Origin of the sequence: Lentzea sp. NPDC005914 (assembly GCF_040629405.1) — a bacterium.
Lineage (GTDB): Bacteria > Actinomycetota > Actinomycetes > Mycobacteriales > Pseudonocardiaceae > Lentzea.
On record NZ_JBEXVQ010000024.1, the window covers coordinates 117,910 to 144,453 of the forward strand.

Here is a 26,544-nt window from a genome sequence, read left to right on the forward strand (position 1 = left end):
CTAGCAGTACACGAGAACGGCCCCCAGGCTTCCTGGGGGCCGTTCTCGTTTCTGCTGTTCAACAGTCCGCGCCCACGGCGAGTTGAAGGGGCACAGAGCAGCCGGAGGGTACGTGGAAATTCTCGGGATCATCGTCGCCGTCACCGTGATCACGCTCCTGGTGCTGCGCGGTCCCAGGCGCGCGAAGGCCCGCGCGAAGGCAGCGGCCGAACGCACCCCGTTCTTGATGCCCCTTGTGGAAAGCCTCGACGGCAAGCTGCTCGGTCTCGACGAGGCGAGCGCGTGGTCGCCGACCCTCCAGCGCGCCCTGCTCAAGCCCTTCCTGACCCTCGAGTTCCAGCGCGGCCCGTGGCACGTCCGCGTGACCGAGGCCTCCCGCCCGCACAGCACCACGGACCTCGATCGGGTGCAGTTCGAGCATTGGATCGAGGTCGCCACGATTCCCTCGGCACGGCGGCGGGTTCCGCTGGAGTTCTTCACGCTCTACTTCGAGGACGGGTTCGTCCACACGGAGAGCTCGGGACAGATCCGGCCCGACGAGCTTCTCTTCCTCGTGGACATGATCCTGGAAACGCTCGACCTCATGCCCGGTGTGGAACCGAGAGACCTGGCCGACGAGGGATACCTGGAATCTGATCATGAACAGTGAGTTCTACCTGCGGCTCGGTCTTTTCGGTCTGTGTGTCGCCGTGGTGGTCGGCCTCGTGTCGTGGCTGGTGTGGCGCAAGAACCGCAAGGCTGAGCGCGAACGTCTCGACGAGCTGACCGCGTTCGCCGCGAGCCTTGGCGGAACGGTGACGGACCGGCGCGCTGGTGCAAGGCCCTGGTCGGCCGACCTCGCCGGGGCGATGGGAGCGAGCACGGGACGTTCCTCAAATGGCTGGGAAGGCAGTCGGAGCCCCGCTTCGACCACGCGCTGGACTTCCGGCGGGGGCGGTGGCAGGTGCGGGTGAGCGAGGCGTCGATGGAGAAGGCGACTTCCACCGGCACCAGAACGGCCCAGGAGGTCAGGGTCGAGGTGGCCACGGCGGACCTGGTGCCGCTGAAGATCGTCCGGCGCATGCACTCCGGCTCGGCCGCGCAGGAGCGGAACTGGGCCGGCGAGATGCCGGCCACCGTCGCTCGTCACGAAGATCCGCTGTGGATGGAGCTGAAGCTGCCGGCCTCCGTCGACCACGCGTTCGTCGCCTTCACCAGCGACCTCGCCGAAGCAGCCGTGGTGCTGAACCACCAGTTCCTCGAACTGCTGCTGGCCGAGATGCAGCTGCGCAACCTGACCTTTGAGTCAGGAATCGCCTACACCACTCTGGAGGGGCCGATTCTCCCCAGGGTGGTGCTGCAGACCGTCGACTCGATCACCGGGCTGCTCGACCGAGTTCCTGGCAGTCAGCGCGGCGTCACGGCATAGCCCGCCAGCACGATCGAGTCCAGATCCGGGTCGTCGTCCTCGTAGACGCCCTCGTAGCTGAAGCCGAACAACGAGCGCAGCGCCGCCTCCGCCAGGTCGAGCGGGTGGAAGCGGAACGGGTACTCGTCGTCCTCGTCGAGGCTCTCGAGGAACTCCCGGTCGCCCGCCAGGTACTTCTCCTCGAACGGCAGGGGCGTGCCGACGTCCTCGATCACGCCGCTGTCGGGGGAGAGGCTGTACGCGCGGCGCACGCTGCCGTCGGGCGACCAGATCGCGTAGGCGAAGAAGTCGACGACGCTGTGCATGGCGTGCAGGTACAGCGTTCGGCCGGCGGCCTCGCGGACGAAGCGAGGATCCAGGTCGGTCGGGGCGTCGTTGGCCGCCTCCCAGGTGCAGACGATCGAGAGGCCCGGGAAGACGCCGGCGTAGACCTCGCCGTCCGGTGGGTTGGCGCTGTACAGGGACCCGTCGGCGATCGGGCGGATGTCGTGCGACGGGTAGAGCCGCTCGACCAGAGCGGAGGTGGCCTCGCGGTCGATCTTCGGCGACGACCGCAGGACCTTGCTGACGTCGTCGGATGCGTAGAAGAGCATCCAGTCTTTGGCTCCCATGGGATCAGCATGACGGAGGGGTCTGACAATTTCTGAACGCAACGGAACCCCGCCGCCGACCGTCCTTTGACTGTGGGGACCACACCGGAGACTGACGCGCACTCGGCGACACTGCACGACGTGGTCACCACCGAGGTGAAGCCGCAGAAGAACGGTTTCGCCACGTTCTTGCTGGTCGTCTGCGCGATTCTGTTCGTGGCCGCGGCCATGGTCAGAGTGCTCGGCATCGACGGCAACCGGTACATGATCGCCGCGACCTCGCTGATCCCGTACATCACGGTCGCGGGGCTGCTCATCGGGCTGTTCGCGCTCTTGCGCAAGAGGTGGATCATCGGGCTGACGATGACCCTGGTGGCGATCGTGCTGGTGGCGAACGTGGCGCCGCGCGCGTTCCCGGACTCGCGGCCGAACGGCGTGGGGCAGCCGGTCAGGCTGATGACCGCGAACCTGCTCGTCGGCATGGCGGACGCCGAGGCGATCGTGCGTGAGGTCAAGGCCCGCAACGTCGACGTCCTGACCATGCAGGAGCTGTCGCCCGAGATGGTGCGCGACCTCGAACGGGCCGGCCTCGACCAGGTGCTGCCCAGCCGGGTCTTCCTGGCCGAACCGGGCGGCTCTGGCAGCGGCATCGCCTCGAAGTACCCGCTCACGCGCCGGGACCTCACGCCGCCGGGCACGTTGCAGCAGGCGGGCGCGCTGGTCGACCTGCCGGGCAAGGACATCGAGGTCGTCTCGGTGCACCCGTTGCCGCCGGTCGTGCCGGAAGGCCCGGAGGCATGGCAACGTGAACTGGCCGGACTGCCCAGCCCGGACTCCACCGGCACGATCAGGATTCTCGCGGGCGACTTCAACGCCACGCTCGACCACGTCGGCATCACGAGGTTGCTGAACAAGGGCTACGTGGACGCCGCCGACCAGGTCGGCAAGGGGCTGATCCACACCTGGCCGAGCAAGAGCGGGATCTGGCCGCCGCCGGTCACCATCGACCACGTGCTGGTGGACACGCGCTGCCCGGTCGACACGCTGGACGTGTTCGACGTGCCCGGCAGTGATCACCGGGCCGTCGTCACGCAGTTCGTCGTGCCAAAGTTCTGAGCGCTTCCAGAGCCCCGACGGGCAGCGAGACGCCCCGGCCGTGGCGGACCTGGGGCTCCCGGACGTTGATCCGGATCAACGAACCTGAGGCAGCCGACGCGAGCTCGGCCTGACGCCGCACGGTCGGCACCGCGGTACCGGCACCGATCTCGATCACGACCAGGTTCTGCGCGGAACGCCGCCACGACGTCAGCTCGTCGAGCTGCGCCTGGCTGCGGTGCGGCACCCAGCCCCAGTCGCCGAACATCAGGATGTTGGGCCGCGCCAGCCCGCCGCACGACGGGCACGACGGCAACGGCCCCACCGCACGCATGGAGTCCGGATCGACCTCGACGTCGAACGAGCACTCCCAGATCTCGTCGGTGCACGGCTCCACGCACTGGACGTGGTGGATCGAACCGTGGACCTCGGCGACGCCGGTGAAGCCCGCCTTCTGGAACTGGCCGTCCACATTGGACGTGAAGACGCGCGCACCCCACGACCGCAGGATCGAGAAACCCTCGTGCGGCACGGTCGCGCGGTACAGGCCGAGCCGGTGGCCGTAGAAACCCCACGCCAGCTCGGGATCGTCGACGAAGTGCACGGGGTCGGCGATCTCCTCGAACTTCAGCCCGAGGCGCTCATACGGCGGATAGGCCCGCCAGAAGCCCTCGGTGCCGCGGAAGTCCGGTAGCCCCGAGTCGACCCCGATGCCCGCGCCGGCGCAGACGAGCACCGCGTCCGCGCCGGCGATCAGCTCAGCGGCCTGGTCGTAGGAGGAGTCGAGCGTCACTGCTGGGGCTTGCTCCCCAGCACGACCTCGAACTCCAGCAGGTCGGCCCCGGTCGACACCGGCTTCGCGCGCTCACCGGAGTGCGCGGCCGCGCCTGCCTGGCCGTCGCGCCACGCCACGAAGTCCTCGTGGGTCTCCCAGTGCGTCACGACGAAGTAGCGGTCCTCGCCCGCGACGGGACGCAGGAGTTCGAAGCCGAGGAAGCCCGGCTGACCGTCGACCGCGCCGAGGCGGGCGCCGAAGCGCTTCTCCAACTCGGGGCCGGCGCCCTCGGGGACCTTGATCGCATTGATCTTCACGACTGCCATATGACCCAGCCTAGCGACGAACCCCGACAGGCAGCAGGTACTGATCTTCCGGAATGCCCGATCCGCGGAACCACGCCGCGAAGAACCCGTCCAGCTGCTGTCCGGAGGCCTGCTTGAAGTGGTTCTCGAACTCCGGCCAGGACGCGTTGCCGTTGCGATGAGTCGCGGTCCACGACTGCAGGGCCTTGAAGAACACGTCGTCACCGACCTGCTTGCGCAGCGCGTGCATCGCGATGATGCCCTTGTCGTAGACGCCCCGGAACTCGTTGCCCTTGCCCATGTCGTAGAGCTTCGGCGCCCAGAACGAGGTGCGGCCGCGCAGCTCGTCGATGCGGCCGCGGTAGCGCTCGTCGAGGTTCGTGCCGTCCTTCTCCAGCCACAGCCACTGCGAGTAGGAGGCGAGACACTCGTTCAGGCAGATGTCCGCCCAGTTCGAGATCGTCACCGAGTCGCCGAACCACTGGTGCGCGTTCTCGTGCACCACGGTCTCGAGGTCCGCCCACGACGCGTAGATCGGTCGCGTCTGGGTCTCCAGCGAGAACCCGATCTGGTCGGCCACCCAGATGCTGCCGGCCGCGCGCTGCGGGTACGGGCCGAACTTCGTCTCCAAGTACGTCAGGATCTCGGGTAACCGAGCTTGGAGCGGCTTCTTCTGCGCCGACGTGCCGGGCGCGTAGGCGTCCAGCACGGGTGCCCCGCTCGGCAGCCTCCCGCGCACGATCTCGAACTTGTCGATCGCCACCGTCGCCAGGTAGGTCGCGAGCGGCGTCTCCTCCGACCAGTTGAACGTCGTCCAGCCGCCGTCGCGCGTCACCGGACCCTCCAGCCCGTTGGACACCGCCGACCAGCCGTCTGGCACTCGGGCCGCGATCTTCAGGGCGGCCTTGTCGCGCGGGGTGTCGTTGGCCGGGAACCACGTCGTCGCGGAGTGCGGCTCACCCGCGGCGAAGGCACCGCCGGTCGACGAGATCTGCCAGCCGCTGCGCCCCAGAGACGCGTCGTTGATCGTCGTGGGATTTCCGCCGTAGGTGACGACCGTGGTGAACGGCTTGCCCTTCGCGAGCGGCGCGGAAGGCGTGATCACCAGCTCGTGGTCGCCCTCCTGCGCGAACTTCGCGGGCTTCCCGCCGACCTCGACCGCGCTGACCTTCAGGCCCTCCAGGTCCAGGTTGAACCGCGAGAGGTCGTCCGTGGCGGAAGCGGTGATCTTGGCGACGCCGTCCAGCTTCTTCGGGCCTGGGTCGTAGGTGATCGCCAGGTCGTAGAGCGTCACGTCGTAGCCGCTGTTGCCGTCCGTCGGGTAGTACGCGTCGCCCGCCCCCGCACCGGCCTCCACCGCCGCCTGAGGTGACGTCTCCTGCCGCTGCTGCTTGGCCGGGTCACCGCCCGGCGTGCGGAACACGACGAGCAGGCCGGCGACGAACACGACCAAGACCAGGGCGATCAGGTACGGACGGGCCTTCATGCGTTAATCATCCCTGTGTCGGTGGTCGAGTTCGGCGGAACGGGTCAAGGCGTACTGCTCCTGCACGGCCTGATGAGCAGGGCCACCGCGTGGTGGCCGGTCGCGCAGTGGCTCACACCGTTCGGCCGTGTCGTCGGCATCGACCAACGCGGGCACGGCCGAAATCCGCAGCGGGGACCGTTCCGCACCGAGGACTTCGTCGCCGACGCCGCTGCCGCCATCGAGGACCTCGGCCTCGGGCCCGCCGTGGTGATCGGGCACTCCATGGGCGGGCTGCACGCGTGGTGCCTCGCGGCGACCCGTCCTGACCTGGTCCGGGCGATTGTGGTCGAGGACTTCGCGCCGGACAACCGGGGAAAGACGGTCGACGAGTGGAGGTGGCTCTTCGACGCGTGGCCGGTGCCGTTCCAGTCGGTCGCGCACGTGACCTCGTACTTCGGCGCGGCGGTGTTCGCCGAGTACTTCGAGGAACGCGAGGACGGCTGGCACCTGATCGCCTCGATGGACGACCTCTACGAGATCGCCGCCGAGTGGGGCACGCGGGCGTACTGGGACCTCATCGACCGGGTCCGGTGCCCGTCACTGGTCATCGAGGCAGGTCAGGGCGGTCAGCAGCCTGACCAGATGGAAGAGGCCGCCCGCCGCTCGAACGGCCGGTACCTGTACGTGCCGGAGGCGGGCCACGTCGTGCACGCCACCGCGCCGTGGGTCTACCGCGGGGCCGTGGAGGCCTTCTTGAGCACGTCGATCTCGCCGGTCTGAGTGTCGACGATCGACACCTCGCGGACCTTCGCGCGGATCGGCTCGACCGGGAACACCTTGGTGAACGCCGCCCTGGTCGCCTCGTCGTCCAGGCCCTGGGCGAGCGTGCAGTGGGGGATCCAGTTGCCCGGCAGGTAGTAGGCGCTCGGGTTCTTGACCTTGCCGGCGAGCACGTCGTGGATCGCCGAGTGGACGGCGAGGAGCTCGGTGTCGACGACGGCGGCGAGCATCAGCACGTTGTCGGTGGTCGAGAACGTGCCCAGTGTGTGCAGCCACAGGTCCGGCATCCACAGCCGTTCGAGGTCCTCGCGCAGCTCGTTGCGGACCTTGGGGCCGATGGTGCTCGCGGCGGCGTAGGTCAGGTGAGGTGCGTAGGATTGTTCAACACCAAGATCGTTCAACAATCCTACGATCTTACGATCCGCCTCGCTGTCGAAGAAGGCGACCAGGGCGTGCATCAGCTTGTCCCCTTGTTGGATCGTTGAACGATCCCAGCGTCGGATCGTTGAACAATCGCGGTGTCGGATCGTTGAACGATGGCAGCGCCGGACTGTTGGGCGATGGCAGCGTCGGACTGTTGGACCGTGGCAGCGCCGAATTGTTGAACGATCCCGACGTTGGATTGTTGAGCAATCGCGCTGTCGGATTGTTCAACGATGCCATTGTTGGATTGTTGAACGATCTCGGTGTCGGATTGTTCAACAATCCCCTCGCCAGGCAGGTGGAACAGGCCGTCGTGGGATTGTTCAACAAGTCCATCAGTCAACAAGGAGACAAGGCACTTCTCGCGCTGGGTCACGTCGTTCCACACGATGTCGAGCTGCGCCTTGGGCACGGGACCGGGCGCACCACGCAGCACGTCGAGCAACTTGCCCCGCACCTGCCGATCGGTCCCAGCGAACTTCTGGATCTTCTTCTCCGGCCCCGCATAGACAGGACGTCCAGCGAGCTGCCACGCGCACACGTCGAACAACGGGCAGTCGGCGCACTTCTGGTTCTTGGCCGTGCAGATCAACGCACCGAGCTCCATCAACGCCGCCGAGAACACGGCAGCGTCGGCCTGAGCCTCGGGCAGAATCGCCTCGACGTCCCGCAGATCACGCTTGGTCGACGGCGGACCGGCATCCCCAGCTCCATGCACAGCACGCGCCACAACCCGTCGGACGTTCGTGTCGACGACGGCGCACTTCTGCCCATACGCGAACGTGGCCACAGCACGAGCCGTGTAGCTGCCGATGCCCGGCAAAGACTCCAGCACCGTCACGTCCGACGGCACGACGTCACCGTGATCGCGGGCAATGGCCGTGGCCGCCTCGTGCAACCGCAGAGCACGGCGGGGATAGCCGAGCTTGCCCCACATCCGCAGCACTTCACCCTGCGACGCGGCAGCCATCGCCGAAGGCACGGGCCAGCGCGCCAGCCACTCGTGCCAGATCGGTTCGACGCGGGAAACCGGTGTCTGCTGCAGCATGATCTCGCTGACCAGCACGCCCCAAGCGGTGCAGGTGGGACGGCGCCACGGCAGATCGCGCGCGGCGGTGTCCCACCAGCCCAGCAGCAACTCGTGATTCATCGCCCGCATTCTCGCAAACGCACGCGAGGAGCCGTCGTGCGCTCAGCGCGGAAATCAGGCGGCTGCGGTACCTACGGCGTCCACCTCGCGCAGTTCGCCGGTGTGCACGTCGTAGACGAACCCGCGGATCTTGTCGGTGTGCGGGATGAACGGGCTGCGGCGAAGACGGGCCATGGAGCCGCGCACGCTCTGCTCGACCACCTTGAACGCCTCGACGGCCCAGGTCGGCCGCAGACCGGTCTCGGTCTCCAGCTCGTCCTTGAAGTCGTCCTCGGTCACCATCTCGAGGCCGCAGTTCGTGTGGTGCACCAGCAGCACCTCACGCGTGCCGAGCTTGCGCTGGCTCAGCGCCAGCGAGCGGATCGCGTCGTCGGTGACGACTCCACCCGCGTTGCGCAGCACGTGCGCCTCACCCTGCTTCAACCCGAAGATCTCGAACACCCGGATGCGCGAGTCCATGCAGGTCAGGATTGCTACCTGCAGGGACGGCTTCGCGGATGAACGGTCTCCAGGAACCACGTTCCCGAGCTCGTAGTTCCGCTTGAGCAGTTCGTCGATCGCGGTCATGACACCCTCCATGGCCTACCGGCGGACCTCGCGTCGTCGATTGGAACCGGTGTTAGCGCCCGTTCACAAGGGGTTTCCGCTCAATGTCACGTTCAACCGATCGAGCGATGCTCGCCTACCGCTCGATTCCACCTGGTCGAGCTACGTTCGGGCCGTGATCGAGCCCACAGGACCGTTGCCGTCCACGGTGTACTGGCGCCGCCGCCTCGCCGCGATCGGTGCCGCGCTGGTCACACTCCTGCTCGTGATCTGGATCGTCGGCCTGTTCAGCTCCAAAGAGGACGAACCGGCCAAATCGGCGAACGCGGCCGCGGCGTCGTCCTCGAACCCGCCGCCGAGCATGTCCGAGTCACCGGTCGCCTCGTCGTCCTCGACGACTCCGCCACCGTCCCCGACCGAGACCACGCCGCCGCCTCCGCCTCCCGGACCGCCGCAGCCCTGCGGGGACGACGTGATCGCGGTCGTGGCGAAGGCGAACAAGCCCTTCTACACCATCGGTGACCTGCCGGAACTGTCGATGGACGTGGTCAACAACGGTCAGGCGCCGTGCATCAAGGACATCGGTCGCCAGCACCGCGAGCTCACCGTGATGACCGCGGACGGCGCCACGCTGCTGTGGTCGAGCAACCACTGCCTGGCGAGCGTCGGCTCCGAGGTGCGCGTCATGCAACCGAAGGAAGTCTTCAACTACGGCACGAAGTGGGCGGGCTCCACCTCGAAGCCGGGCTGCGGTGCGCACACCCGAGTCGGGCCCGGCGACTACCTGCTGGTGGCGAAGCTGGCCGGAAAGGCCAGCTCACCCGTGGTGTTCAGGCTGGAGTGGTAGGCCTCACGGACCGAACCAGCGCTCCTCGGCACCACCGCGCGGGGCCGCCGACGTCTTGCCGACGATCAGCTCCGTCGCGAGGTTGACCGACCGCGGCCGGGTCCGCTCGCTCGCGTCGAGCAGCAGCTTGCCCGCGGCCCGGCCCTTCTCCAGGACCGGCTGGCGAACCGTGGTGAGCCCGGCCTCCTCGCCGGCGCGGATGCCGTCGAACCCGGTCACCGTGATGTCGTGCGGCACGCGCAGGCCACGCCGGGCGGCCTCGGTCAGCGCGCCGAGCGCCAGCACGTCCGAGGTGCAGATCAACGCGGTGACCTGCGGGTCGCGGTCGAGCACCTGAGCCGCCCCGGACGCACCGGAAGCCATGTTGTGGTCGAAGCGCTCGACGACGGGCACCTGGGACCAGTCGACACCGGCCTCGCTGAACGCCTCGGCCAGGCCGGTCAGTCGGTTGCGCTGCACGTGGAAGTGCGCGGCGTGCTGGCGGTCCGGGGTCACGAAGCCGTCGTTGCGGTCGCGGGCCAGGCGCATGCACACGACGCCGACCCTTCGGTGCCCCAACGAGATCAGGTGCTTCGCGAGCTCGTACATCGCGCCGCGGTCGTCGATGCCGACCCGGTCGACGGTGCCGAGGTCGGGCTGGTCGCAGACGACCGTGGGGACCGGGCGCTCCAGCACCGCGGCGAGGTGCGGGTCGTCGTCCGGCACCGAGTAGACGACGAAGCCGTCGACGCCGGCGCGGTGGACGGAGGCGACGTCCTCGCGCTCGGGGTTGGCCGGGACGAGCAGCAGACCGGTTCCGGCGTCCTCGCACGCCAGCGCGAGGCCCTCCAGGAAGCCGATCGCGGCCGGGTCGCGGAACGCGTAGGAGAGGTTCTCGGTGAGCAACAGGCCCACCGCACCCGCCTTGCGCGTGCGCAACGAGCGCGCCACAGGATCCGGGCCGGGGTAACCCAGCCTTCGGGCCGTGTCCAACACCCGCCGCCTCAGCTCTGGGGAGAGCTGGTCGGGGCGGTTGTAGGCGTTGGACACCGTTGTCCGGGAAACGCCCAGCTCAGCGGCCAGAGAGGCCAACGTTGCCGGACGTCGCACATGCATCGACCGCGCCATGAAAGGACCGTAACGGTTCAGAACCAATTCGTGAAGCGAGGGTGACCTGTGTCCCTCAAATGACGCATCCGCCCTGGTTGACCCATCTGCCTTGTTCAGAAGTTGGTCCAGACCATTCAGCGTCTCAATTCGGAGGGGCCGTCGACTCCCTCGCGACGAGTCGCGGCCGGAAGACGCGCGTGTAGTTGTCGGTGCCCTGCCTGCGGCGATCCGGGTCCAAGCGGAGCACGAGCTCGTCGATAGCGGCCGCCGCCATCTCCTCGATCGGCTGCGCGAGCGTCGTCAAAGCGGGCGAAGAGTAGGCCGCGAGAGGGATGTCGTCGAACCCGACGACGGACAGTTCGTCCGGTACCGAGATCCCCCTTTGGTGTGCCCCGCGCATGACGCCCAAGGCCATGTGGTCGGACGAGCAGATCACCGCGGTCGGCCGGACCGTGTCGAGCAGCTGTCCTACTGCCACGCCACCGCCTTCCGGGCTGAACGGCCCGTGCGCGACGTACTCCGAACCCGCCGGCAGGTGGTTCTCCTCGAGAGCGGCGGCCCACCCCGCACGCTTCAAGCGGGACGGCAACGACCGCGCCGGACCCGAGACGAACCCGATGCGCTCGTGGCCCAGTTCGATCAGGTGCTTGGTGGCCATGTAGCCCGCGAGCTGCTCGTCCACCGTCACGTCGGGCACGTCCAGCGCGGGCGTGGCACCGTTCAGGAAGACCATGTGGACGCCGTCCGCGACGAGCTTCGCGTAGTAGCTCGGCCGGGGCGCCTGACCGAGCGGCACCTCGACGTTGGTGATCTCCGGTGACACGAACACCATGCCCTCGACCCCTCGGGCCAGGAGCATCCGGACGTACTCCTCCTCGCCCATCGGTGCGCCGCTGCGGGTGTTGCACAGCAACGACGAGTAGCCGAGGCGGGCGGCTCGCGTCTCCAGCGCTTCGGCGAACGCGGGGAAGACCGGGTTCGAGAGCTCCGGCACGAGCAGGCCGATCACGCCGGTGCGTTGCAGCGCGCCGAGGCCCCGCGGGGTGTACGGCATCTCCGCGAGCACCGACAGCACCCGCTGCCGGGTCTCCTCGTTCACACCTGCGCGCCTGTTGAGGACACGGCTCACGGTCGAGATGGACACCCCGGCTGCCCTGGCGATCTCGGACAGTCCGGACACGTTGCCTCCCTGGTCAAGCACGGTTGGGCGCAAGCTTGCCGCGCGCGGAAAAATTTTGCAACGAGCGTTTGCAAGACGGTGCCGTTACGGCTTGGTTACGGTCGACGTCTTGACCTGACCATGGTTCTGGTAGTGAAATCGCCCGCAACATTCTCGCAAAAACTTGCAAGACCCCTCATCTCACTGGGAGATGGGGCCCAGCTGGAGGGAACGGCAGCAACGATGCGACGGACAACCCTCGTGACCGCCATGGCGACGGGTGTCGCCCTTGTGCTCACCGCCTGTGGCGGCGGTGGATCGAGCAGCAGCGGATCCGACTCGGGCGAAGTGACCTTCTGGGACACCAGTGGCCCCAACGAGAGCCCGGTCTTCAAGAAGATCGCGGAGGGCTGTGCCACCAAGGACGGCTACAAGGTCAAGGTGGAGACGCAGGCGTTCGACACGGCGCTCGCGAACTACAAGACCGCCGCGCAGGGTGGCCAGGGGCCGGACGTCTTCCGCGCCGAGGTCGCGTGGGTGCCGCAGCTCGCCAAGCTGGGCTACGTCAACGACATCTCCGACACCGACCTCGCCAAGGACACCTCCGACTTCCTGGAGGCCCCGCTCGGCTCCACGAAGTTCGAGGGCAAGACCTACGCGGTGCCGCAGGTGACCGACTCGCTCGCGCTGCTCTACAACAAGAAGAAGCTCGCCGACGCGGGTGTCGAGCCGCCGAAGACGTGGGACGAGCTCAAGGCCGCGTCCGCCAAGCTGGGCGGCGAGAAGTCGTTCTTCCTCAACAACGACGCGTACTACGCGCTGCCGTTCATCTACGGCGAGGGCGGTGACCTGGTCGACGCCTCGGCGAAGAAGATCGTGGTCAACTCCGACAAGAACGTGAAGGCGCTGCAGACCGCCAAGGGCCTGCTCGACGCCAAGGCCGCGTTCACCTCGCTCGACGCCGGCAACTCGTACACCACGATGCAGGCCGCGTTCTCCAGCGGTGACGCGGCGATGGTGATCAACGGTCCGTGGGCGGTCGCCGACTACCTCAAGGGCACCGCGTTCACCGACAAGGCGAACCTCGGCATCGCGCCGGTTCCGGGTCCTTCCGCCGGTAAGGGCAGCGCGCCCGTCGGTGGCCACGACTACGTGATCCGCCAGGGCACCAAGGCGAAGCAGTCGTCGATCAAGTTCATCCAGTGCATGGCGTCGGTCGAGTCGCAGGCCTCCATCGCCAAGGACCTGGGCCTGCTGCCGACCCGCAAGTCGGCCTACAGCAACGCCGACGTCAAGGCCAACGAGGTCGTCTCCGCGTTCGAGCCGGTCACCAAGACCGCGCACCAGCGGGCCTGGATCCCCGAGGGCGGCCAGCTGTTCGACCCGCTGAAGGTCGCCTACGCCGACGTGCTCGCCGGCAAGAAGGAGGCCAAGGCGGCGCTCGACGACGTTGCCAAGGCCTACAAGGACACCGTCGTTCCCGAGTACTCGGTCGGCTGATCGCTGTTGAACGGCCGGGGTTTTCCGCCCCGGCCGTTCGCCTGAGGTTCGGAGGAGTTCGGTGCGTCGGTTCCTGGACCGGTACTGGTACGCGTATGCGATGGTGCTGCCGGTCGTGGTGGTCATCGCGGTGTTGGTGCTCTACCCGCTCGCCCAGGGCGTGTTCTTCACCTTCACGAACATCAACGAGGGCAACATCGCCAACCCGGTCCTGGACCGGCCCGCGTCCTACGACGTGGTGGGCTTCAAGAACTACCTGAACGTCCTGTCCGGCGGTGAGTCGTTCGGCGCGTTCTGGGACACGCTGGTCCGCACGCTGATCTGGACGTTCGCCTGCGTGTTCTTCCACTACGTGATCGGTCTCGGCCTGGCGTTGCTGCTCAACCGGCAGGTGCGCGGCCGCTCGTTCTACCGGGTGCTGCTGATCCTGCCGTGGGCCGTGCCCGCGTTCATCAGCGCGTTCGCGTGGAAGTACATGTTCAACGCGCAGTACGGGATCATCAACCAGATCCTGCGCGCGCTCGGCCTGCCGGATCCGGTGTGGCTCGGCCAGAACAACTGGGCGCTCGTCTCGGTGATCATCGTGAACGTGTGGCTGGGTACGCCGTTCATGATGGTGGCGCTGCTCGGTGGCCTGCAGTCGATTCCCGGCGACCTCTACGAGGCGGCCGAGGTGGACGGCGCCACGCCGTGGCAGCGCTTCCGCCACGTCACGTTGCCCGGTCTGCGTTCCGTGTCGTCCACGGTGATCCTGCTCGGCATCATCTGGACGTTCAACATGTTCCCGGTGATCTACCTGGTGGCGGGACCGAACCCGAACGCCAGGATCCTGGTGACCTACGCGTTCGAGCGCTTCTTCTCCGGTGCGTCGCGCGACTACGCGATCGCGTCGACGTACGGCGTGCTGATCCTTTCGGTGTTGTTGGTGTTCGCCACGGTGTACCGGCGGGCGCTGCGCAAGCAGGGCGAGGTGTGGTGATGACGCTCGATGCTTCGTCTCTCCAGGTCGTGCAGGCCCCGGAACGCCGTCTGCGCCGTACTCAGCGTTCCGCCGGTGCTTCCGTTGCGCTGCATGCGACTTTGATCGTCGCGTCGATCATCTCGGTGTTCCCGATCTTCTGGGTCTTCGTGACGTCCCTGAAGCCGGACGCCCGTGCGGTCGAGCCGACGCCCAAGCTGGTGAACGAGTCCTCTTTGGACAACTACACCCGCATCCTGGCCGGGGAGAAGGGCGACTTCCTCGCCTGGTTCGGCAACTCCGTGGTGATCGCGCTGATGACGACCGTGCTCGGCGTCTTCATCTCGGCCACCGCCGGGTACGCGGCGTCGCGGTTCCGGTTCCCCGGCAAGCGCGGGCTGATGATGTCGTTCCTGCTGGTGCAGATGTTCCCGTTCGCGGTGCTCATCGTGCCGCTGTACAACATCCTGATCGCGTTGGGGCTCAACGGAACCTCGATCGGCCTCGTGCTCGTCTACTGCACAACCGCGGTGCCGTTCTGCACCTACATGTTGAAGGGCTACTTCGACACGGTGCCGGCGGACATCGACGAGGCCGGCCGCGTGGACGGGCTGTCGCCGTTCGGCGTGTTCTGGCGGTTGATCCTGCCGCTGGCCAAGCCGGGTCTCGCGGTGACGGCGTTCTACGCGTTCCTGACGGCCTGGGGTGAGGTCGCGTTCGCGTCGGCCTTCCTGTCCGCCGCGGACGAGTCGAAAACGCTCGCGGTGGGGCTGCAGGTGTTCGTGCAGCAGAACCGGACCGAGTGGGGACACCTCGCGGCCGCGTCCATCCTGGTCGCGATTCCCGCGGTGATCGTGTTCTACCTGGTGCAGCGGTTCCTGGTGACGGGCCTCGCGTCCGGTGCCGTCAAGGGTTAGTTCCCGTCGTAGCGCAGCCTGGCCTGGTCGACCTCGGCCAGGTTGCGCTTCGACCACTCGGCGAGGTTGTGGAAGATCGGCGCGAGACTGCGCCCCAGCTCGCTGATCTCGTACTCCACCCGTGGAGGAACCTCCGGGTGGTAGGTCCTGGTGATCAGGCCGTCCCGTTCCAGCTGGCGCAGGCGCTGGGTGAGGACCTTCGGCGTGATCGTGCCGATGCGGCGCTCCAGCTCCACGAACCGCAGACGGCCGTACTCGTTCAGCGTCCACAGGATCGGTGTCGTCCAGCGGCTGAAGACCAGGTCGACGACAGGGGCGATCGGACAGGCCAGCTCCGACTCCATGGATAGTCACTTTCCTCTAGGTACCTACTAACTTCACGATGTTAGCTTTCCTCGGGATACCGAAGCAATGACCGAGGAGATGCTCGTGATCGTGGTGACTGGGGCTACCGGCAACGTGGGACGCCCGCTGATGGAACTGTTGGGGGACAAGGCTGTTGGCGTCTCGCGGCCGCGGGTGGATCTCGCCAGGCCAGAGACGTTGGAGCCGGTGCTGGAGGGCGCGGAGGCGCTTTTCCTCTTGTTCGCGGGAGATCTGCTCGGACCGGACACGGACATCGCCTCCGTGCTGGACGTGGCGAAGTCGTCGGGTGTCCAGCGCGTGGTGCTGCTGTCGTCGCAGGGCGCGGGCACGCGGCCGGGCATGACGCCGCACTCGAGGCTGGCGTCCTTCGAACAGGTCGTGCGGCAGTCGAGTCTGGAGTGGACGATCCTGCGGCCGAGCGGGTTCTTCGCCAACGCCTACGCGTGGGCCGGTGGGGTGGCCGCGGCGCCGTTCGCGGACGTGGCGCTGCCGTTCGTCGACCCTTCGGACATCGCTGCCGTTGCGGCTGTGGCGCTTCAGGGCGGGCACGAGGGACGGACGTACGTGCTGACCGGTCCGGAGGCGATGACGCCGCGGGAACGAGCGAAAGCGCTTTCGTTGCCGTTCGTCGAGCAGTCCGAAGAGGAAGCACGTGCGCAGATGTCGCAGTTCATGCCTCCGCCCGTTGTGGACGGGACGCTGACCATTCTCGGTTCGCCGACGCCCGAGGAACAGCAGGTCAGCGACCATGTGGAGCAGGTGACCGGGCGGAAGGCGACCCGTTTCGCCGACTGGGCCGCCCGAAACGCGGAGGCCTTCTGAAACGTAAGCGCTTACGTCTGTTCCCGTAAGCGCTTGCAATGCCTAACGTCGCGCCCAGACAAGCGGTGAAAGGTGCGTCACATGGCAGAGGTGTCCTACGTCAAGGCGTCACGCGTGTTCTCCGGCAACCCGCCGGTTCGCGCGGTCGACGAGCTGTCGCTCGAGGTGTCCGACGGCGAGTTCCTGGTGCTGGTCGGCCCGTCCGGTTCCGGCAAGTCGACCGCGCTGCGCATGCTCGCGGGCCTCGAGGACGTCGACGAGGGCGCCATCCAGATCGGTGGCAAGGACGTCACCAACGTGCCGCCGAAGGGCCGGGACATCGCGATGGTGTTCCAGTCGTACGCGCTCTACCCGCACATGACGGTCGCGGAGAACATGGGCTTCGCGCTCAAGCTGCGCGGCGTCAGCAAGACCGAGATCAAGGCGAAGGTCGAAGAGGCCGCCAAGATGCTCGACCTGCAGAAGTACCTGGAGCGCAAGCCGAAGGCGCTCTCCGGTGGTCAGCGTCAGCGTGTCGCGATGGGTCGCGCCATCGTGCGCGAGCCGTCCGTGTTCCTCATGGACGAGCCGCTGTCCAACCTGGACGCCAAGCTCCGCGTCGAGACCCGCGCGAACATCGCGGCGCTGCAGCAGCGGCTCGGCACCACGACGATCTACGTCACGCACGACCAGGTCGAGGCCATGACGATGGGTCACCGCGTCGCGGTGCTCAAGGACGGTCTGCTGCAGCAGTGCGACACGCCTCGCGCGCTGTACGACCGCCCGGCCAACGCGTTCGTCGCGGGCTTCATCGGTTCGCCGGCCATGAACCTCAAGACCGTGCCGATCACGTCCGAGGGCGCGAAGCTCGACGGCATCATCGTGCCGCTGTCCCGGTCCGCGCTCGACGCCGCCGGTGGTCTGGACGAGGTCACCTTCGGCATCCGGCCCGAGGCGCTCGGGCTCGTGCCGTCCGGTGACGAGGGCATGGACATGACGGTCGAGCTGGTCGAGGAGCTCGGTGCCGACGCGCTCGTGCACGGCGCCGTGAAGATCGGCGACTCGTCGCAGCGCTTCGTCGTCCGCGTCGACGGCCGCACGCCGCCGACCCTGGGCCAGCACGTCAAGGTCGCCGTCCGCGATACCACCGAGATTCACCTGTTCCACCCCGAGACGGGCGAACGCCTGGAGGCGTGAGTCACACGTCACAGCCCCCGGCGTGACCGCCGGGGGCTTTTTCGTGCTCTAAACTGAACTCGACAACGGTTTCCATTACCTGATCGAGGGACGGCGTGATGACTCTCCGCAACGCTCTGGTCGGCACTCTCGCCGTCGTGAGCCTGGCCGCCTGTGGCACGACCACGCCGTCCGCGGACAACGGCAAGATCCAGGTCGTCACCTCCACGAACGTCTGGGGCAGCGTGATCAAGGCCGTCGGTGGCGACGCTGTCGAGGTCAAGGCGCTGCTGGACGACCCTTCAGCTGACCCGCACTCGTACGAGAGCAAGCCCGCGGACGCCGCGCTGATCAAGGACGCCAAGCTGGTCGTGTTCAACGGCGGCGGCTACGACGACTTCTTCCCCAAGCTGATCACCACGGAGGATCAGAAGAAGATCGAGGCGTTCCCGCTGCGCGAGCACGCCAACGACGAGAACGAGCACGTCTGGTACGACCTGCACACCGTGCGTGCGGTGGCCGAGGCTGCCGCCAACGAGCTGGGTGCGATCGCGCCGGACAAGAAGACGACGTTCGAGAGCAACACCGCGAACTTCAGCGCGAAGCTGGAGGAGTTGGAGAAGAAGGTCGACGGCAGCGGCAAGGGCCGCAAGGTCGTCGCGACCGAGCCGATCGCCCACTACCTGCTCGCCGAGAGCGGTGCCGAGGACGTCACGCCCGAGGCGTTCAGCAAGGCGATCGAGGAGGAGTCGGACGTGCCGGCCGCCGCGCTCGCCGCGACGAACCAGCTGGTCGAGAACAAGCAGGTCAACGTGCTGATCGACAACACCCAGACCGAGAACCAGGTCACCAAGGGCATCGTCGAGAAGGCCAAGACGGCGAACATCCCCGTCGTCGCGGTCACCGAGACGTTGCCGGAGGGTGTGACCGGCTACCTTGACTGGATGAGCAAGCAGGTGGACGCGCTTTCACAGGCGCTCAAGGCATGAGCGCGATCTCGCTGCGCGGGGCACGCCTGTCCTACGGGGACAGGGTGCTGTGGGACGGGCTCGACCTCGACGTCGAGCCCGGTGAGTTCCTCGCGGTCCTCGGGCCGAACGGCTCCGGCAAGACCAGCCTGATGAGGGTGCTGCTGGGGTTGCAGCAGCTGTCGTCCGGCACGGTCGCGGTCGCGGGCGGCAACCACGCCATCGGGTACATCCCGCAGCAGCGAGCGCTCGAGCAGTCCATGACGTTGCGCGGCCGCGACCTCGTCGGCCTCGGCCTCGACGGCTACCGGTGGGGCCTTGGCCTGCGCAACCGCCGTGAGCGGCGCGTCCGGGTCGACGAGGCCATCGCCGCCGTTGGTGCCTCGCGGTACGCCGACGCGCCGTTGGGTCAGTTGTCCGGTGGTGAGCAGCAACGGTTGCGGGTCGCGCAGGCGCTCGTGGGCGACCCACGCGTGATGCTCTGCGACGAGCCGTTGCTGTCGCTCGACCTCGCGAACCAGCGGGTGGTCTCCGAGCTGATCGACAAGCGGCGGCGTGAGGCCGACACCGCGGTGTTGTTCGTGACGCACGAGCTGAACCCCGTGCTGCCGTTGGTGGATCGGGTGTTGTACCTGGTCGGCGGGCGGTTCCGGGTGGGCAAGCCGGACGAGGTGATGAACTCGGCGACGCTGTCCGAGCTGTACCGGACGCCGGTCGAGGTCGTGCGGGTGCGCGACCAGATCCTGGTGGTCGGCGCGGGCGCGTGCGAGGAGCAGACGCACCACCTGGCTGCTTCGGAGGCGGCGTCGTGAGCTTTCTCGACCTGCTCGAACTCGACTTCGTGCAGACCGCGCTGATCGCGGCTGCCGTGCTGGGCCTCGTCGCGGGCGTGCTCGGGCCGCTCGTGGTGACCCGCAAGATGGCGTTCGCGGTGCACGGGACTTCTGAGCTCGCGTTCACCGGTGGTGCGGCGGCGTTGCTGCTCGGCATCAGCGTCGGGTACGGCGCGCTGGCCGGGTCGATCATCGCCGCGGTGCTGCTCGGTGTGCTGTCGCGCCGCGAAAGCGACCGCGACTCGGTGATCGGCGCGATCCTGGCGTTCGGGCTCGGTATGGGGATTCTCATGCTGTCCCTCTACAAGGGACGGTCGAAGAACAAGTTCGGGCTGCTGACCGGGCAGATCGTCGGCGTCGACTCGACGGACCTGGAACTGCTGGTGGTCTCGTCGATCGCGGTGCTGGTGGTGCTGGCGTTCATCTATCGGCCGTTGTTCTTCTCCTCGGTCGATCCCGATGTGGCGATCTCGCGCGGAGTTCCGGTGCGCGGGCTGTCGATCGTGTTCGCCGTGCTGGTCGGTGTCGCGACCGCGCTTTCGGTCCAGGTCGTCGGCGCGCTGCTCGTGCTGGCGTTGATGATCACACCCGCCGCTGCCGCGATGCGCCTCACCGCTTCGCCTGTTCGCGCGACCGTTCTCTCCGTTGTTTTCGCCGAAGTGGCGGCGGTCGGCGGCATTCTTCTGTCGCTGCAGCCGGGGCTTCCGGTTTCCGCTCTCGTCACGGCGGTGAGCTTCGTGATATACCTCGTATGCCGAGGTATTGGGGCTGTTCAGCGCCGTTCCACATGATGGACTGGCGTAGCTGTCCTCTTTTGCCTGCTTAATGTGCTGACCAGGTGGCGTAACACGCTGGTAACAAACTGATCGTCGCGATCCGTCCATGCTGTGGGCCATGAGCAGCAGCCCGCGATCCGAGCGGCGGTTGCGCGCCGACCGGGCGCGACAGGCCGCCGACGTAATCCGCCAGCAGGTGGTGCGCCGTGCGTTTCCCGACGGCGTGCTGCCCGACGAACGCTTTCTCGCCGCCGAGTTCTCGGTGTCCCGCAACAGCATTCGTGAGGCGCTGGAACTGCTGCGCGAGGAAGGCCTCATCGACCGCGTACCGGGCGTCGGCACCGTGGTCGTGGCGGACAAGGTCGAGCACGGGCTGAACCAGCTGATGGGGCTCGCGGAAACCCTGCACGAGCACGGGCAGATCACCAACGACGTGCGGGCGGCGACCGTGATCCGGGCGCCTTCGGTTGTCGCGCAACGGCTTCAGCTTCCCGTCGACTCCTCTGTCGTCTACGTCGAGCGGTTGCGGCGGCTCAACGGGCTGCCGTTGTCGCTGGACCTGACGTATCTGGCGCTGGACGTCGGCGAGCCGTTGCTGTCCGAGGATCTCGTCCACCGCGACATCTTCTCGTTGATCGAGCAGACGTCCGGGCAGCGGCTGGGCACGGCTTCTGTCGCTTTGGAAGCCGTGAACGCCGATCTGCACTCCGCGACCGTGCTGGAGGTACCGCGCGGGGCGGCGCTGATGGTCGTGGAACGTCTCAGTCATTTCGCTTCTGGACGTCCGGTCGATCTCGAGTTCATTCGCATGCGCGGTGATCGACTCACCATGCGCGCCGAAATCTGTCGCTAAAACCTCATATCCACCACATTTCCTGGAGTTGAGTCATGGCTCTGGTCAACAACCGTGCCGACGTACCGGTGACGATCAACGAATCCAAGTGCATCGACGGCTGTCGGCTGTGCGTTGACATGTGCCCGCTCGACTCGCTGGCCATCAATCCCGAGTCCGGCAAGGCGTACATGCACGTCGACGAGTGCTGGTACTGCGGTCCGTGCGCCGCTCGCTGCCCAACGGGTGCCGTGACCATCAACATGCCCTACCTCCTGCGGTGAAAGGAATGATCGTGAAGCGACTTTTCTTTGCGTCAATCCTTCTGCTCGCCGCGTGTGGGACGGGCGAGGCTGCTTCGGGTTCTGAGGTTCCGGTCGTCATCGGGTACCAGTCGAAGACCATCAACACCGTCACAGCAGGCACGTTGTTACGGGACAAGGGGTTCTTCGAGCAGCGGTTGGCTTCGCTGGGGAAGAAGACCGGCAAGACATACAAGGTGACCTGGCAGGACTACGACACCGGTGCGCCGATCACCGCGCAGATGATCGCCGGGAAGATCGACATCGGGTCGATGGGGGACTACCCGTTGCTGATCAACGGGTCGCGCACGCAGAAGCAGGGTGACGAGGGCACTCGCATGGTCGCGGTGACCGGGTACAACGCCCGCGGTGCGCTGAACATGGTCGTGGTGCCGCCCAGCTCATCGGCTCGGTCGCTGGCTGATCTCGGCGGGCAGAAGGTGTCCGCGAGCGTGGGGTCGGCGGGGCACGGGACGTTGGTGCGGGCGCTCGGCGACACCAAGGTGACCGTCGAGAACCAGCAGCCGTCCGTCGGGGCTTCGGCGCTGCAGTCCGGGAACGTTGCGGCCTTGGCTCAGTTCGTGGCGTGGCCGGGGCAGCTTGTGTTCGCCGGCCAGGCCAAGCTGCTGTACGACGGGGCCGCGTTGAACCTGCCGACGCTGCACGGGACCGTGGTGCGGAATCCCTTTGCACAGCAACAACCTGAGGTGCTGCGGGAGTTCCTGCGGGCGCAGCTCGACGCGACGAAGTTCTTGCACTCCAAGCCTCTTGAGGCTGCAGAAGTTGTGGCTCGTGCTACGTCGCTGCCCGTCGAGGTCGTGTACCTCTACAACGGGCCGAACGGGATCGCGACGTTCGACCTGTCGCTGAAGTCGGTGCTGCGCAAGGCGTTGAAGGAGGACGTGCCGTTCCTCAAGTCGATCGGCAACATCGACGAGCTCGACGTCGACAAGTTCATCGACGACAAGCCGTTGAAGGATGTCGTCGAGTCGACCGATGACCTCACGAACCCGGCGTCCTTGGGTGGTGATCCTCGTGTTGCGAGCGAGGCGTGGTTCGAGGGTGGCGCTCCTGAGGCCGTGGCCTCGCCGACCGCGTTGCTGAAGCTGGCGAACTCCAGCGGCAAGAAGCTGCGGGTCGGGTACGTGCCGGACACCGAGACGGGCACGCGGTGGTTCGCTGACCACGCGTTCTGGGTTCAGTCGGGTGCGGAGCTGCTGCCGTTCACGACCCAGGCGGCTGCTTCCCGCCGTGGTCAGGTGCTGACGTTCGAGCAGGCGCTCTCCTTGGCGGGCAAGTGATGCGCTGGGCATTGAGGATCGGCTCGGTGGCGGTCGTCCTGCTGCTGTGGCAGGTGCTGACCGCTACCGACACGCGGATGTGGCTGCGGTTCGACCAGCTGCCGACCGTCGTCGAGGTGGCGCAACGGTTCGCGGTGCAGGTCGGTGGCGCCGAGTACTACCACGACCTGGGCAACAGCCTGGCGCGGATCATGACCGGCTTCCTGCTGGCCGCCGTGCTCGGGATCGCGTTCGGGGTGCTGATCGCGCGCTTTCCGTTGCTGGGTGACCTGCTGCGGCCGCCGTTGGAGGTGGTCCGGCCGATCCCGGCGATCGCGCTGGTGCCGATCGCGATCCTGCTGTTCCCGACCGACGAGCAGGGGATCGTGTTCATCACGTTCATCGCCGCGTTCTTCCCGATCCTGGTGTCGACTCGGCACGCGGTGCGCGCGTTGCCGACGATCTGGGAGGACGCGGTCCGCACGATGGGTGCTTCGCGGGTGCAGGTGCTGTTCCGCGTGGTGCTGCCGGGGACGCTGCCGGGCGTGTTCGGCGGTCTGTCCGTCGGCATGGGCGTGGCGTGGATCTGCGTGATCTCGGCCGAGATGATCTCCGGCCAGTTCGGCGTCGGCTACCGCACCTGGCAGGCCTACACGGTGGTCGACTACCCCGGCGTGATCGTCGGCATGGTCACCATCGGCCTGCTCGGCTACCTGACGTCCGCCGCAGTCGAACTGCTGGGCCGCCGCGTGACGCGGTGGCTTCCCCGGGAGGCCCTGAGATGAGCCTGAGCGTGCGTTCGCTGACCGTCGGCTACGGCCGGTCCGCGGTGCTGAGCGAGTTCTCCCTGTCCGTCGCTTCCGGCGAGTTCGTGGTGGTCGCCGGGCCATCGGGGTGCGGCAAGTCGACGCTGCTGCGTGCGGTGGCCGGCCTGATTCCGTTCTCCGGTGCGATCTCCGTGGACGGCGTGGCTGTTCGCGGGCCGTCGCGGGACAGGGCTCTGGTGTTCCAGGACGACGGCCTGCTGCCGTGGCGCACCGCTCTGCGCAACGTCGAGCTTCCGCTTGCCTTGCAAGGGGTTCCACGTTCGGAGCGACGTTCCCGGGCGTTGTCCTGGCTGGACCGCGTCGGCCTGGCCGGTGTCGAGGGCTACCTGCCGCGCGAACTGTCGGGTGGCATGCGGCAGCGGGTGCAACTGGCGCGGACGTTGGCTCAGCAGCCGTCCGTGGTGCTGATGGACGAGCCGTTCGGTGCGCTGGACGCCCAGACGCGCTCGTCGATGCAGGAACTGGTGACCGAGGTGCTGGCCGGCACCACAACTCTGTTCGTCACGCACGACGTGGACGAGGCCGTGCTGCTGGGCGACCGGGTGGTCGTGCTGGGCGCCGGTGAGGTCGAACGTCAGCGCGACGCGATTCTCGCGGCGGTGAAGGCATGACTGTTGAGATGTCCTGCGACGTGCTGGTGATCGGCGGCGGCACGGCGGGGTCGATGGCCGCGATCACTGCGGCCGAGGCGGGCCGGTCCGTTCTGCTGCTCGAGAAGGCTCACGTGCGGCATTCCGGCGCTTTGGCGATGGGGATGGACGGCGTCAACAACGCGGTGATCCCCGGCAAGGCCCGGCCGGAGGACTACGTCGCCGAGATCACGCGCGCCAACGACGGGATCGTCAACCAGCGCACCGTCATGCAGACCGCCACGCGTGGTTTCGAGATGGTGCAACGGCTCGAGCGTTACGGCGTGAAGTTCGAGAAGGACTCGTTCGGCGACTACAACGTCCGTCAGGTGCACCGGTCCGGCTCGTACGTGTTGCCGATGCCCGAGGGCAAGGACGTCAAGAAGGTCCTGTACCGGGTGATGCGGGAGCGCCGGCTGCGTGAACGCCTGCGCATCGAGAACCGGGTGATGCCGGTCCGGGTGCTGGTGTCCGAGGGGCGTGCTGTCGGTGCGGCCGGGTTCAACACCCGCACCGGTGAGTTCGTGACGGTCTCTGCTGGGGCCGTTGTGCTGGCCACCGGGGCCTCTGGACGTCTTGGGCTGCCTGCTTCCGGGTATCTGTACGGGACTTACGAGAACCCGACCAACGCCGGTGACGGGTACTCGATGGCCTATCACGCCGGCGCCGAGCTGTCGGGGATCGAGTGCTTCCAGATCAACCCGCTGATCAAGGACTACAACGGGCCAGCCTGTGCGTACGTGGGGAACCCGTTCGGTGCGTATCAGGTGAACTCGCTGGGGGAGCGGTTCGTCGACTGCGACTACTGGTCCGGGCAAATGATGGCGGAGGTGGCCTCGGAGATCGCTTCCGCTCGTGGGCCGATCTACCTGAAGACGACGCACCTGCCGGAAGAGTCTCTTGCGGCGTTGGAGGGGATTCTCCATTCGACGGAGCGGCCCTCGCGTGGCACGTTCCACAGTGGACGGGGCAAGGACTACCGCACGCACGACATCGAGATGCACATCTCGGAGATCGGGCTCTGTGGTGGGCACTCCGCGTCCGGGGTGTGGGTCGACGAGAACGGTCTGACGACCGTGCCGGGGTTGTACGCGGCCGGGGATCTTGCTTGTGTGCCGCACAACTACATGATCGGGGCGTTCGTTTTCGGGGACCTGGCCGGGGCGCACGCGTCCGCGAACTTCGTTGCCGGGGGTGATCTGCCTGCCGAGCAGGTGGCCGAGGCGCACGAGTTGATCTACCGGCATTCCCGGTATCCCGACGGGGCGCCGCAGCCTCAGGTCGAGTACAAGCTGCGGCGGTTCGTGAACGACTACGTCGCGCCGCCCAAGACCGCCACGAAGTTGTCGTTGGCGTTGGAGGCCTTCGACCGGATGTCCGCGGAGATCGCCGTGATGGGGGCTCGGTCGCCGCACGAGTTGATGCGGTGTGTGGAGGTCTCGTTCATCCGGGACTGCGCGGAGATGGCCGCGGCGTCCTCGTTGATGCGGGACGAGTCTCGGTGGGGGCTCTACCACTCCCGGGTCGATCTGCCCGAGCGTGATGATTCGCGGTGGTTCCACCATTTGAACCTGCGCAAGAACGCTGCTGGGGAGATGGAGTTCTTGAAGCGGCCCGTGTCGCCGTATCTCGTGCCGGTGGACGGGGTGCCGCATCGGGCTGGGGCCTTTGAGTACCTGGGGGTGCGCGCCGCTTCGGTGGCTTCGGCTGGTGCGGAGACTGTTGCTGACTCCGTTGTTGTGGAGTCTGAGCGGGTGCTCGAGGTGTTGGCGTTGGTGGACTCGCAGCCTTCGCTGGAGGTGTTGGAGCCGTACCTGGTGGATGCGGATGTGACTGTGCGGCGGGCTGCTGTGTCCGTGTTGACCGAGGTTGTGCCTGCTGGGTTCGAGTTTGCGCTTGTTCGGGCTATGGCGGATCCCTCTACTCGAGAGGGTGCTGCTGCTGGGCTGCGGGAGTTGGTCGAGGTTGTGCCGGCTTCGGATGAGCTTCGGCAGGTGCTTGAGGAGTCGCCGGCTCGGGCTGCGGCGTTGGAAGTGTTGTGGGCGTTGAAGCTTGGTCGGGTTGAGGTTTACTCGGCTGGGCTTTCTGATGCGGCCCTTGAGGTTCGGTTGGCTGCTGTTCGAGGGCTGGTGGCGCTTCGGGCGGATTCGGTGCTGGCTCGGGGCGCTTTGGATTCCTCTCGGGAGGTTCGGGTTCAGGTTGCTCGGGGGATCTGTGATGTTGACGTTCTGGTTGCGCTGACTCGGGATTCGGATTTGTTGGTTCGGGCTGCTGCGTTGGAGGCTGCGGGTCGGGTTGGGTGGCCTGGTGAGTTGAGTGATCGGGCTTCGGAGTTGGTGGGGGATCCCGCTTGGGAGGTTCGGGTTGGGGTGGCTTGGGCGGCTGGGTCTGCTGAGTTGGTGGTCGGGTTGTTGGAGGATTCCAATTTGGACGTTCGGAAGGCTGCGGTTCGGGCTTTGGGGCGGTTTGGGGGTGAGGCTGGGGTTTTGGTGGGGTTGAAGAGGGCGTTGGACGATTCTGATGCTGATGTTCGGGCTTATGCTCGGATGGCGTTGGGGTAGTTGGGGGCGCGGCTTTGTGGGTGGTCGCCTTGCGTTGGGCGGGTCACGTTGCGTGCGATCCGCGACCGGGCGGGTGGTCGCCTTGCGTTGGGCGTGTCCTGTTTAGGGCGCGGGGCTCCGCCCCGGACCCCGCCAATCTGATCAAAGACCGGCCAGCGCCGCTTGCGGGTTGATGGCACGCCT

General features: G+C 67.1%; 29 protein-coding genes and 1 pseudogene. 20 read left to right on the top strand and 10 right to left on the bottom strand.

Annotation, left to right across the window (positions count from 1 at the left end):
- The first annotated feature begins 112 nt into the window (after nt 1–112).
- Genes ABZ345_RS30230 through ABZ345_RS30240 form a run of 3 tightly spaced genes read left to right on the top strand, consistent with a single transcriptional unit; the run spans nt 113 to nt 1,408 of the window.
- Nucleotides 113–649 (top strand): hypothetical protein, encoded by a 537-nt coding sequence (locus ABZ345_RS30230; RefSeq protein ID WP_359855965.1) that lies wholly within the window; start codon nt 113–115, stop codon nt 647–649.
- The gene (locus tag ABZ345_RS30235) at nt 639–953 is read left to right on the top strand and encodes a hypothetical protein (protein ID WP_359855967.1); all 315 of its coding nucleotides are present in this window, start codon (nt 639–641) and stop codon (nt 951–953) included. Before ABZ345_RS30230 ends, ABZ345_RS30235 begins: the two co-directional genes overlap by 11 nt.
- Before the next feature lie 11 nt (nt 954–964).
- The gene (locus tag ABZ345_RS30240; protein ID WP_359855970.1) at nt 965–1,408 is read left to right on the top strand and encodes a hypothetical protein; all 444 of its coding nucleotides are present in this window, start codon (nt 965–967) and stop codon (nt 1,406–1,408) included.
- On the opposite strand, the gene ABZ345_RS30245 is transcribed toward ABZ345_RS30240, so the two are convergent.
- Nucleotides 1,387–2,019, bottom strand: a complete 633-nt coding sequence (locus ABZ345_RS30245) for a hypothetical protein (protein ID WP_359855973.1) — start codon at nt 2,017–2,019, stop codon at nt 1,387–1,389. The two genes, ABZ345_RS30240 and ABZ345_RS30245, sit on opposite strands and share 22 nt — an antisense overlap.
- A gap of 120 nt (nt 2,020–2,139) precedes the next feature.
- On the opposite strand from ABZ345_RS30245, the gene ABZ345_RS30250 reads away from it, so the two are divergent.
- Nucleotides 2,140–3,114, top strand: a complete 975-nt coding sequence (locus ABZ345_RS30250; protein WP_359855976.1) for an endonuclease/exonuclease/phosphatase family protein — start codon at nt 2,140–2,142, stop codon at nt 3,112–3,114.
- Here ABZ345_RS30250 and ABZ345_RS30255 read toward each other — a convergent pair.
- Genes ABZ345_RS30255 through ABZ345_RS30265 form a run of 3 tightly spaced genes read right to left on the bottom strand, consistent with a single transcriptional unit; the run spans nt 3,086 to nt 5,659 of the window.
- The gene (locus ABZ345_RS30255) at nt 3,086–3,886 is read right to left on the bottom strand and encodes a Sir2 family NAD-dependent protein deacetylase (RefSeq protein ID WP_359855979.1); all 801 of its coding nucleotides are present in this window, start codon (nt 3,884–3,886) and stop codon (nt 3,086–3,088) included. The two genes, ABZ345_RS30250 and ABZ345_RS30255, sit on opposite strands and share 29 nt — an antisense overlap.
- Nucleotides 3,883–4,194 (bottom strand): antibiotic biosynthesis monooxygenase, encoded by a 312-nt coding sequence (locus ABZ345_RS30260; RefSeq protein WP_359855982.1) that lies wholly within the window; start codon nt 4,192–4,194, stop codon nt 3,883–3,885. Before ABZ345_RS30260 ends, ABZ345_RS30255 begins: the two co-directional genes overlap by 4 nt.
- Before the next feature lie 10 nt (nt 4,195–4,204).
- Nucleotides 4,205–5,659, bottom strand: coding sequence for a M1 family metallopeptidase (locus ABZ345_RS30265; protein ID WP_359855985.1), 1,455 nt, complete (start codon nt 5,657–5,659; stop codon nt 4,205–4,207).
- Nucleotides 5,660–5,674: 15 nt separating this feature from the next.
- Between ABZ345_RS30265 and ABZ345_RS30270 the strand changes: the two genes are divergently transcribed.
- Entirely contained in the window at nt 5,675–6,421 is a 747-nt protein-coding gene (locus tag ABZ345_RS30270; RefSeq protein WP_359855988.1) for an alpha/beta hydrolase, read from the top strand.
- Here ABZ345_RS30270 and ABZ345_RS30275 read toward each other — a convergent pair.
- The 3 genes and pseudogenes from ABZ345_RS30275 to ABZ345_RS30285 form a co-directional block, all read right to left on the bottom strand.
- On the bottom strand, nt 6,370–6,825 hold the full coding sequence (locus tag ABZ345_RS30275; RefSeq protein ID WP_359855991.1) for a 2'-5' RNA ligase family protein: 456 nt from the start codon (nt 6,823–6,825) through the stop codon (nt 6,370–6,372). The two genes, ABZ345_RS30270 and ABZ345_RS30275, sit on opposite strands and share 52 nt — an antisense overlap.
- A 305-nt stretch (nt 6,826–7,130) precedes the next feature.
- A pseudogene (locus tag ABZ345_RS30280) lies at nt 7,131–7,994 on the bottom strand (A/G-specific adenine glycosylase); the annotation flags it as partial.
- 54 nt (nt 7,995–8,048) lie between these two features.
- Nucleotides 8,049–8,561, bottom strand: coding sequence for a carbonic anhydrase (locus ABZ345_RS30285; RefSeq protein WP_359855993.1), 513 nt, complete (start codon nt 8,559–8,561; stop codon nt 8,049–8,051).
- 154 nt (nt 8,562–8,715) lie between these two features.
- On the opposite strand from ABZ345_RS30285, the gene ABZ345_RS30290 reads away from it, so the two are divergent.
- Nucleotides 8,716–9,387 carry a hypothetical protein gene (locus tag ABZ345_RS30290; RefSeq protein ID WP_359855995.1) on the top strand — a complete coding sequence of 224 codons (672 nt, stop codon included), beginning with the start codon at nt 8,716–8,718 and terminating at the stop codon, nt 9,385–9,387.
- A gap of 3 nt (nt 9,388–9,390) precedes the next feature.
- Here the strand turns inward: ABZ345_RS30290 and ABZ345_RS30295 are convergent, their stop codons facing one another.
- A complete protein-coding gene (locus tag ABZ345_RS30295; RefSeq protein ID WP_359855998.1) occupies nt 9,391–10,494 on the bottom strand; it encodes a LacI family DNA-binding transcriptional regulator in 1,104 nt (367 codons plus the stop codon).
- A gap of 124 nt (nt 10,495–10,618) precedes the next feature.
- Nucleotides 10,619–11,656: a LacI family DNA-binding transcriptional regulator gene (locus ABZ345_RS30300; RefSeq protein ID WP_359856001.1), complete on the bottom strand. Its 1,038-nt coding sequence runs from the start codon at nt 11,654–11,656 to the stop codon at nt 10,619–10,621.
- Between the two features lie 222 nt (nt 11,657–11,878).
- Between ABZ345_RS30300 and ABZ345_RS30305 the strand changes: the two genes are divergently transcribed.
- The 3 genes from ABZ345_RS30305 to ABZ345_RS30315 all read left to right on the top strand — a co-directional run bounded on the left by ABZ345_RS30305 (nt 11,879) and on the right by ABZ345_RS30315 (nt 15,010).
- A complete protein-coding gene (locus ABZ345_RS30305; protein ID WP_359856004.1) occupies nt 11,879–13,135 on the top strand; it encodes an extracellular solute-binding protein in 1,257 nt (418 codons plus the stop codon).
- Nucleotides 13,136–13,235: 100 nt separating this feature from the next.
- A complete protein-coding gene (locus ABZ345_RS30310; protein WP_359856057.1) occupies nt 13,236–14,114 on the top strand; it encodes a sugar ABC transporter permease in 879 nt (292 codons plus the stop codon).
- A complete protein-coding gene (locus tag ABZ345_RS30315; protein ID WP_359856007.1) occupies nt 14,114–15,010 on the top strand; it encodes a carbohydrate ABC transporter permease in 897 nt (298 codons plus the stop codon). Before ABZ345_RS30310 ends, ABZ345_RS30315 begins: the two co-directional genes overlap by 1 nt.
- On the opposite strand, the gene ABZ345_RS30320 is transcribed toward ABZ345_RS30315, so the two are convergent.
- A complete protein-coding gene (locus ABZ345_RS30320; protein WP_359856009.1) occupies nt 15,007–15,354 on the bottom strand; it encodes a helix-turn-helix domain-containing protein in 348 nt (115 codons plus the stop codon). The genes ABZ345_RS30315 and ABZ345_RS30320 overlap by 4 nt on opposite strands.
- Nucleotides 15,355–15,433: 79 nt before the next feature.
- On the opposite strand from ABZ345_RS30320, the gene ABZ345_RS30325 reads away from it, so the two are divergent.
- The 11 genes from ABZ345_RS30325 (at nt 15,434) to ABZ345_RS30375 (ending at nt 26,361) form a co-directional block, all read left to right on the top strand.
- Nucleotides 15,434–16,198: an NAD(P)H-binding protein gene (locus ABZ345_RS30325; protein WP_359856060.1), complete on the top strand. Its 765-nt coding sequence runs from the start codon at nt 15,434–15,436 to the stop codon at nt 16,196–16,198.
- 81 nt (nt 16,199–16,279) lie between these two features.
- A complete protein-coding gene (gene ugpC / locus ABZ345_RS30330; protein ID WP_359856012.1) occupies nt 16,280–17,374 on the top strand; it encodes a sn-glycerol-3-phosphate ABC transporter ATP-binding protein UgpC in 1,095 nt (364 codons plus the stop codon).
- A gap of 98 nt (nt 17,375–17,472) precedes the next feature.
- On the top strand, nt 17,473–18,342 hold the full coding sequence (locus ABZ345_RS30335) for a zinc ABC transporter substrate-binding protein (protein WP_359856015.1): 870 nt from the start codon (nt 17,473–17,475) through the stop codon (nt 18,340–18,342).
- On the top strand, nt 18,339–19,133 hold the full coding sequence (locus ABZ345_RS30340; RefSeq protein ID WP_359856018.1) for a metal ABC transporter ATP-binding protein: 795 nt from the start codon (nt 18,339–18,341) through the stop codon (nt 19,131–19,133). The genes ABZ345_RS30335 and ABZ345_RS30340 overlap by 4 nt, the downstream gene beginning before the upstream one ends.
- The gene (locus ABZ345_RS30345; protein WP_359856021.1) at nt 19,130–19,945 is read left to right on the top strand and encodes a metal ABC transporter permease; all 816 of its coding nucleotides are present in this window, start codon (nt 19,130–19,132) and stop codon (nt 19,943–19,945) included. Before ABZ345_RS30340 ends, ABZ345_RS30345 begins: the two co-directional genes overlap by 4 nt.
- A 103-nt stretch (nt 19,946–20,048) precedes the next feature.
- Nucleotides 20,049–20,783 carry a GntR family transcriptional regulator gene (locus tag ABZ345_RS30350; RefSeq protein WP_359856024.1) on the top strand — a complete coding sequence of 245 codons (735 nt, stop codon included), beginning with the start codon at nt 20,049–20,051 and terminating at the stop codon, nt 20,781–20,783.
- A gap of 35 nt (nt 20,784–20,818) precedes the next feature.
- Entirely contained in the window at nt 20,819–21,046 is a 228-nt protein-coding gene (locus tag ABZ345_RS30355) for a ferredoxin family protein (RefSeq protein WP_204761638.1), read from the top strand.
- An 11-nt stretch (nt 21,047–21,057) separates the two neighbouring features.
- The gene (locus tag ABZ345_RS30360; protein WP_359856028.1) at nt 21,058–22,365 is read left to right on the top strand and encodes an ABC transporter substrate-binding protein; all 1,308 of its coding nucleotides are present in this window, start codon (nt 21,058–21,060) and stop codon (nt 22,363–22,365) included.
- 26 nt (nt 22,366–22,391) lie between these two features.
- A complete protein-coding gene (locus ABZ345_RS30365) occupies nt 22,392–23,129 on the top strand; it encodes an ABC transporter permease (protein ID WP_359856031.1) in 738 nt (245 codons plus the stop codon).
- Complete coding sequence (locus ABZ345_RS30370) at nt 23,126–23,782, top strand: ABC transporter ATP-binding protein (protein WP_359856034.1); 657 nt, start codon at nt 23,126–23,128, stop codon at nt 23,780–23,782. Before ABZ345_RS30365 ends, ABZ345_RS30370 begins: the two co-directional genes overlap by 4 nt.
- Nucleotides 23,779–26,361, top strand: coding sequence for a fumarate reductase/succinate dehydrogenase flavoprotein subunit (locus ABZ345_RS30375; protein WP_359856037.1), 2,583 nt, complete (start codon nt 23,779–23,781; stop codon nt 26,359–26,361). The genes ABZ345_RS30370 and ABZ345_RS30375 overlap by 4 nt, the downstream gene beginning before the upstream one ends.
- Nucleotides 26,362–26,544: the final 183 nt, after the last annotated feature.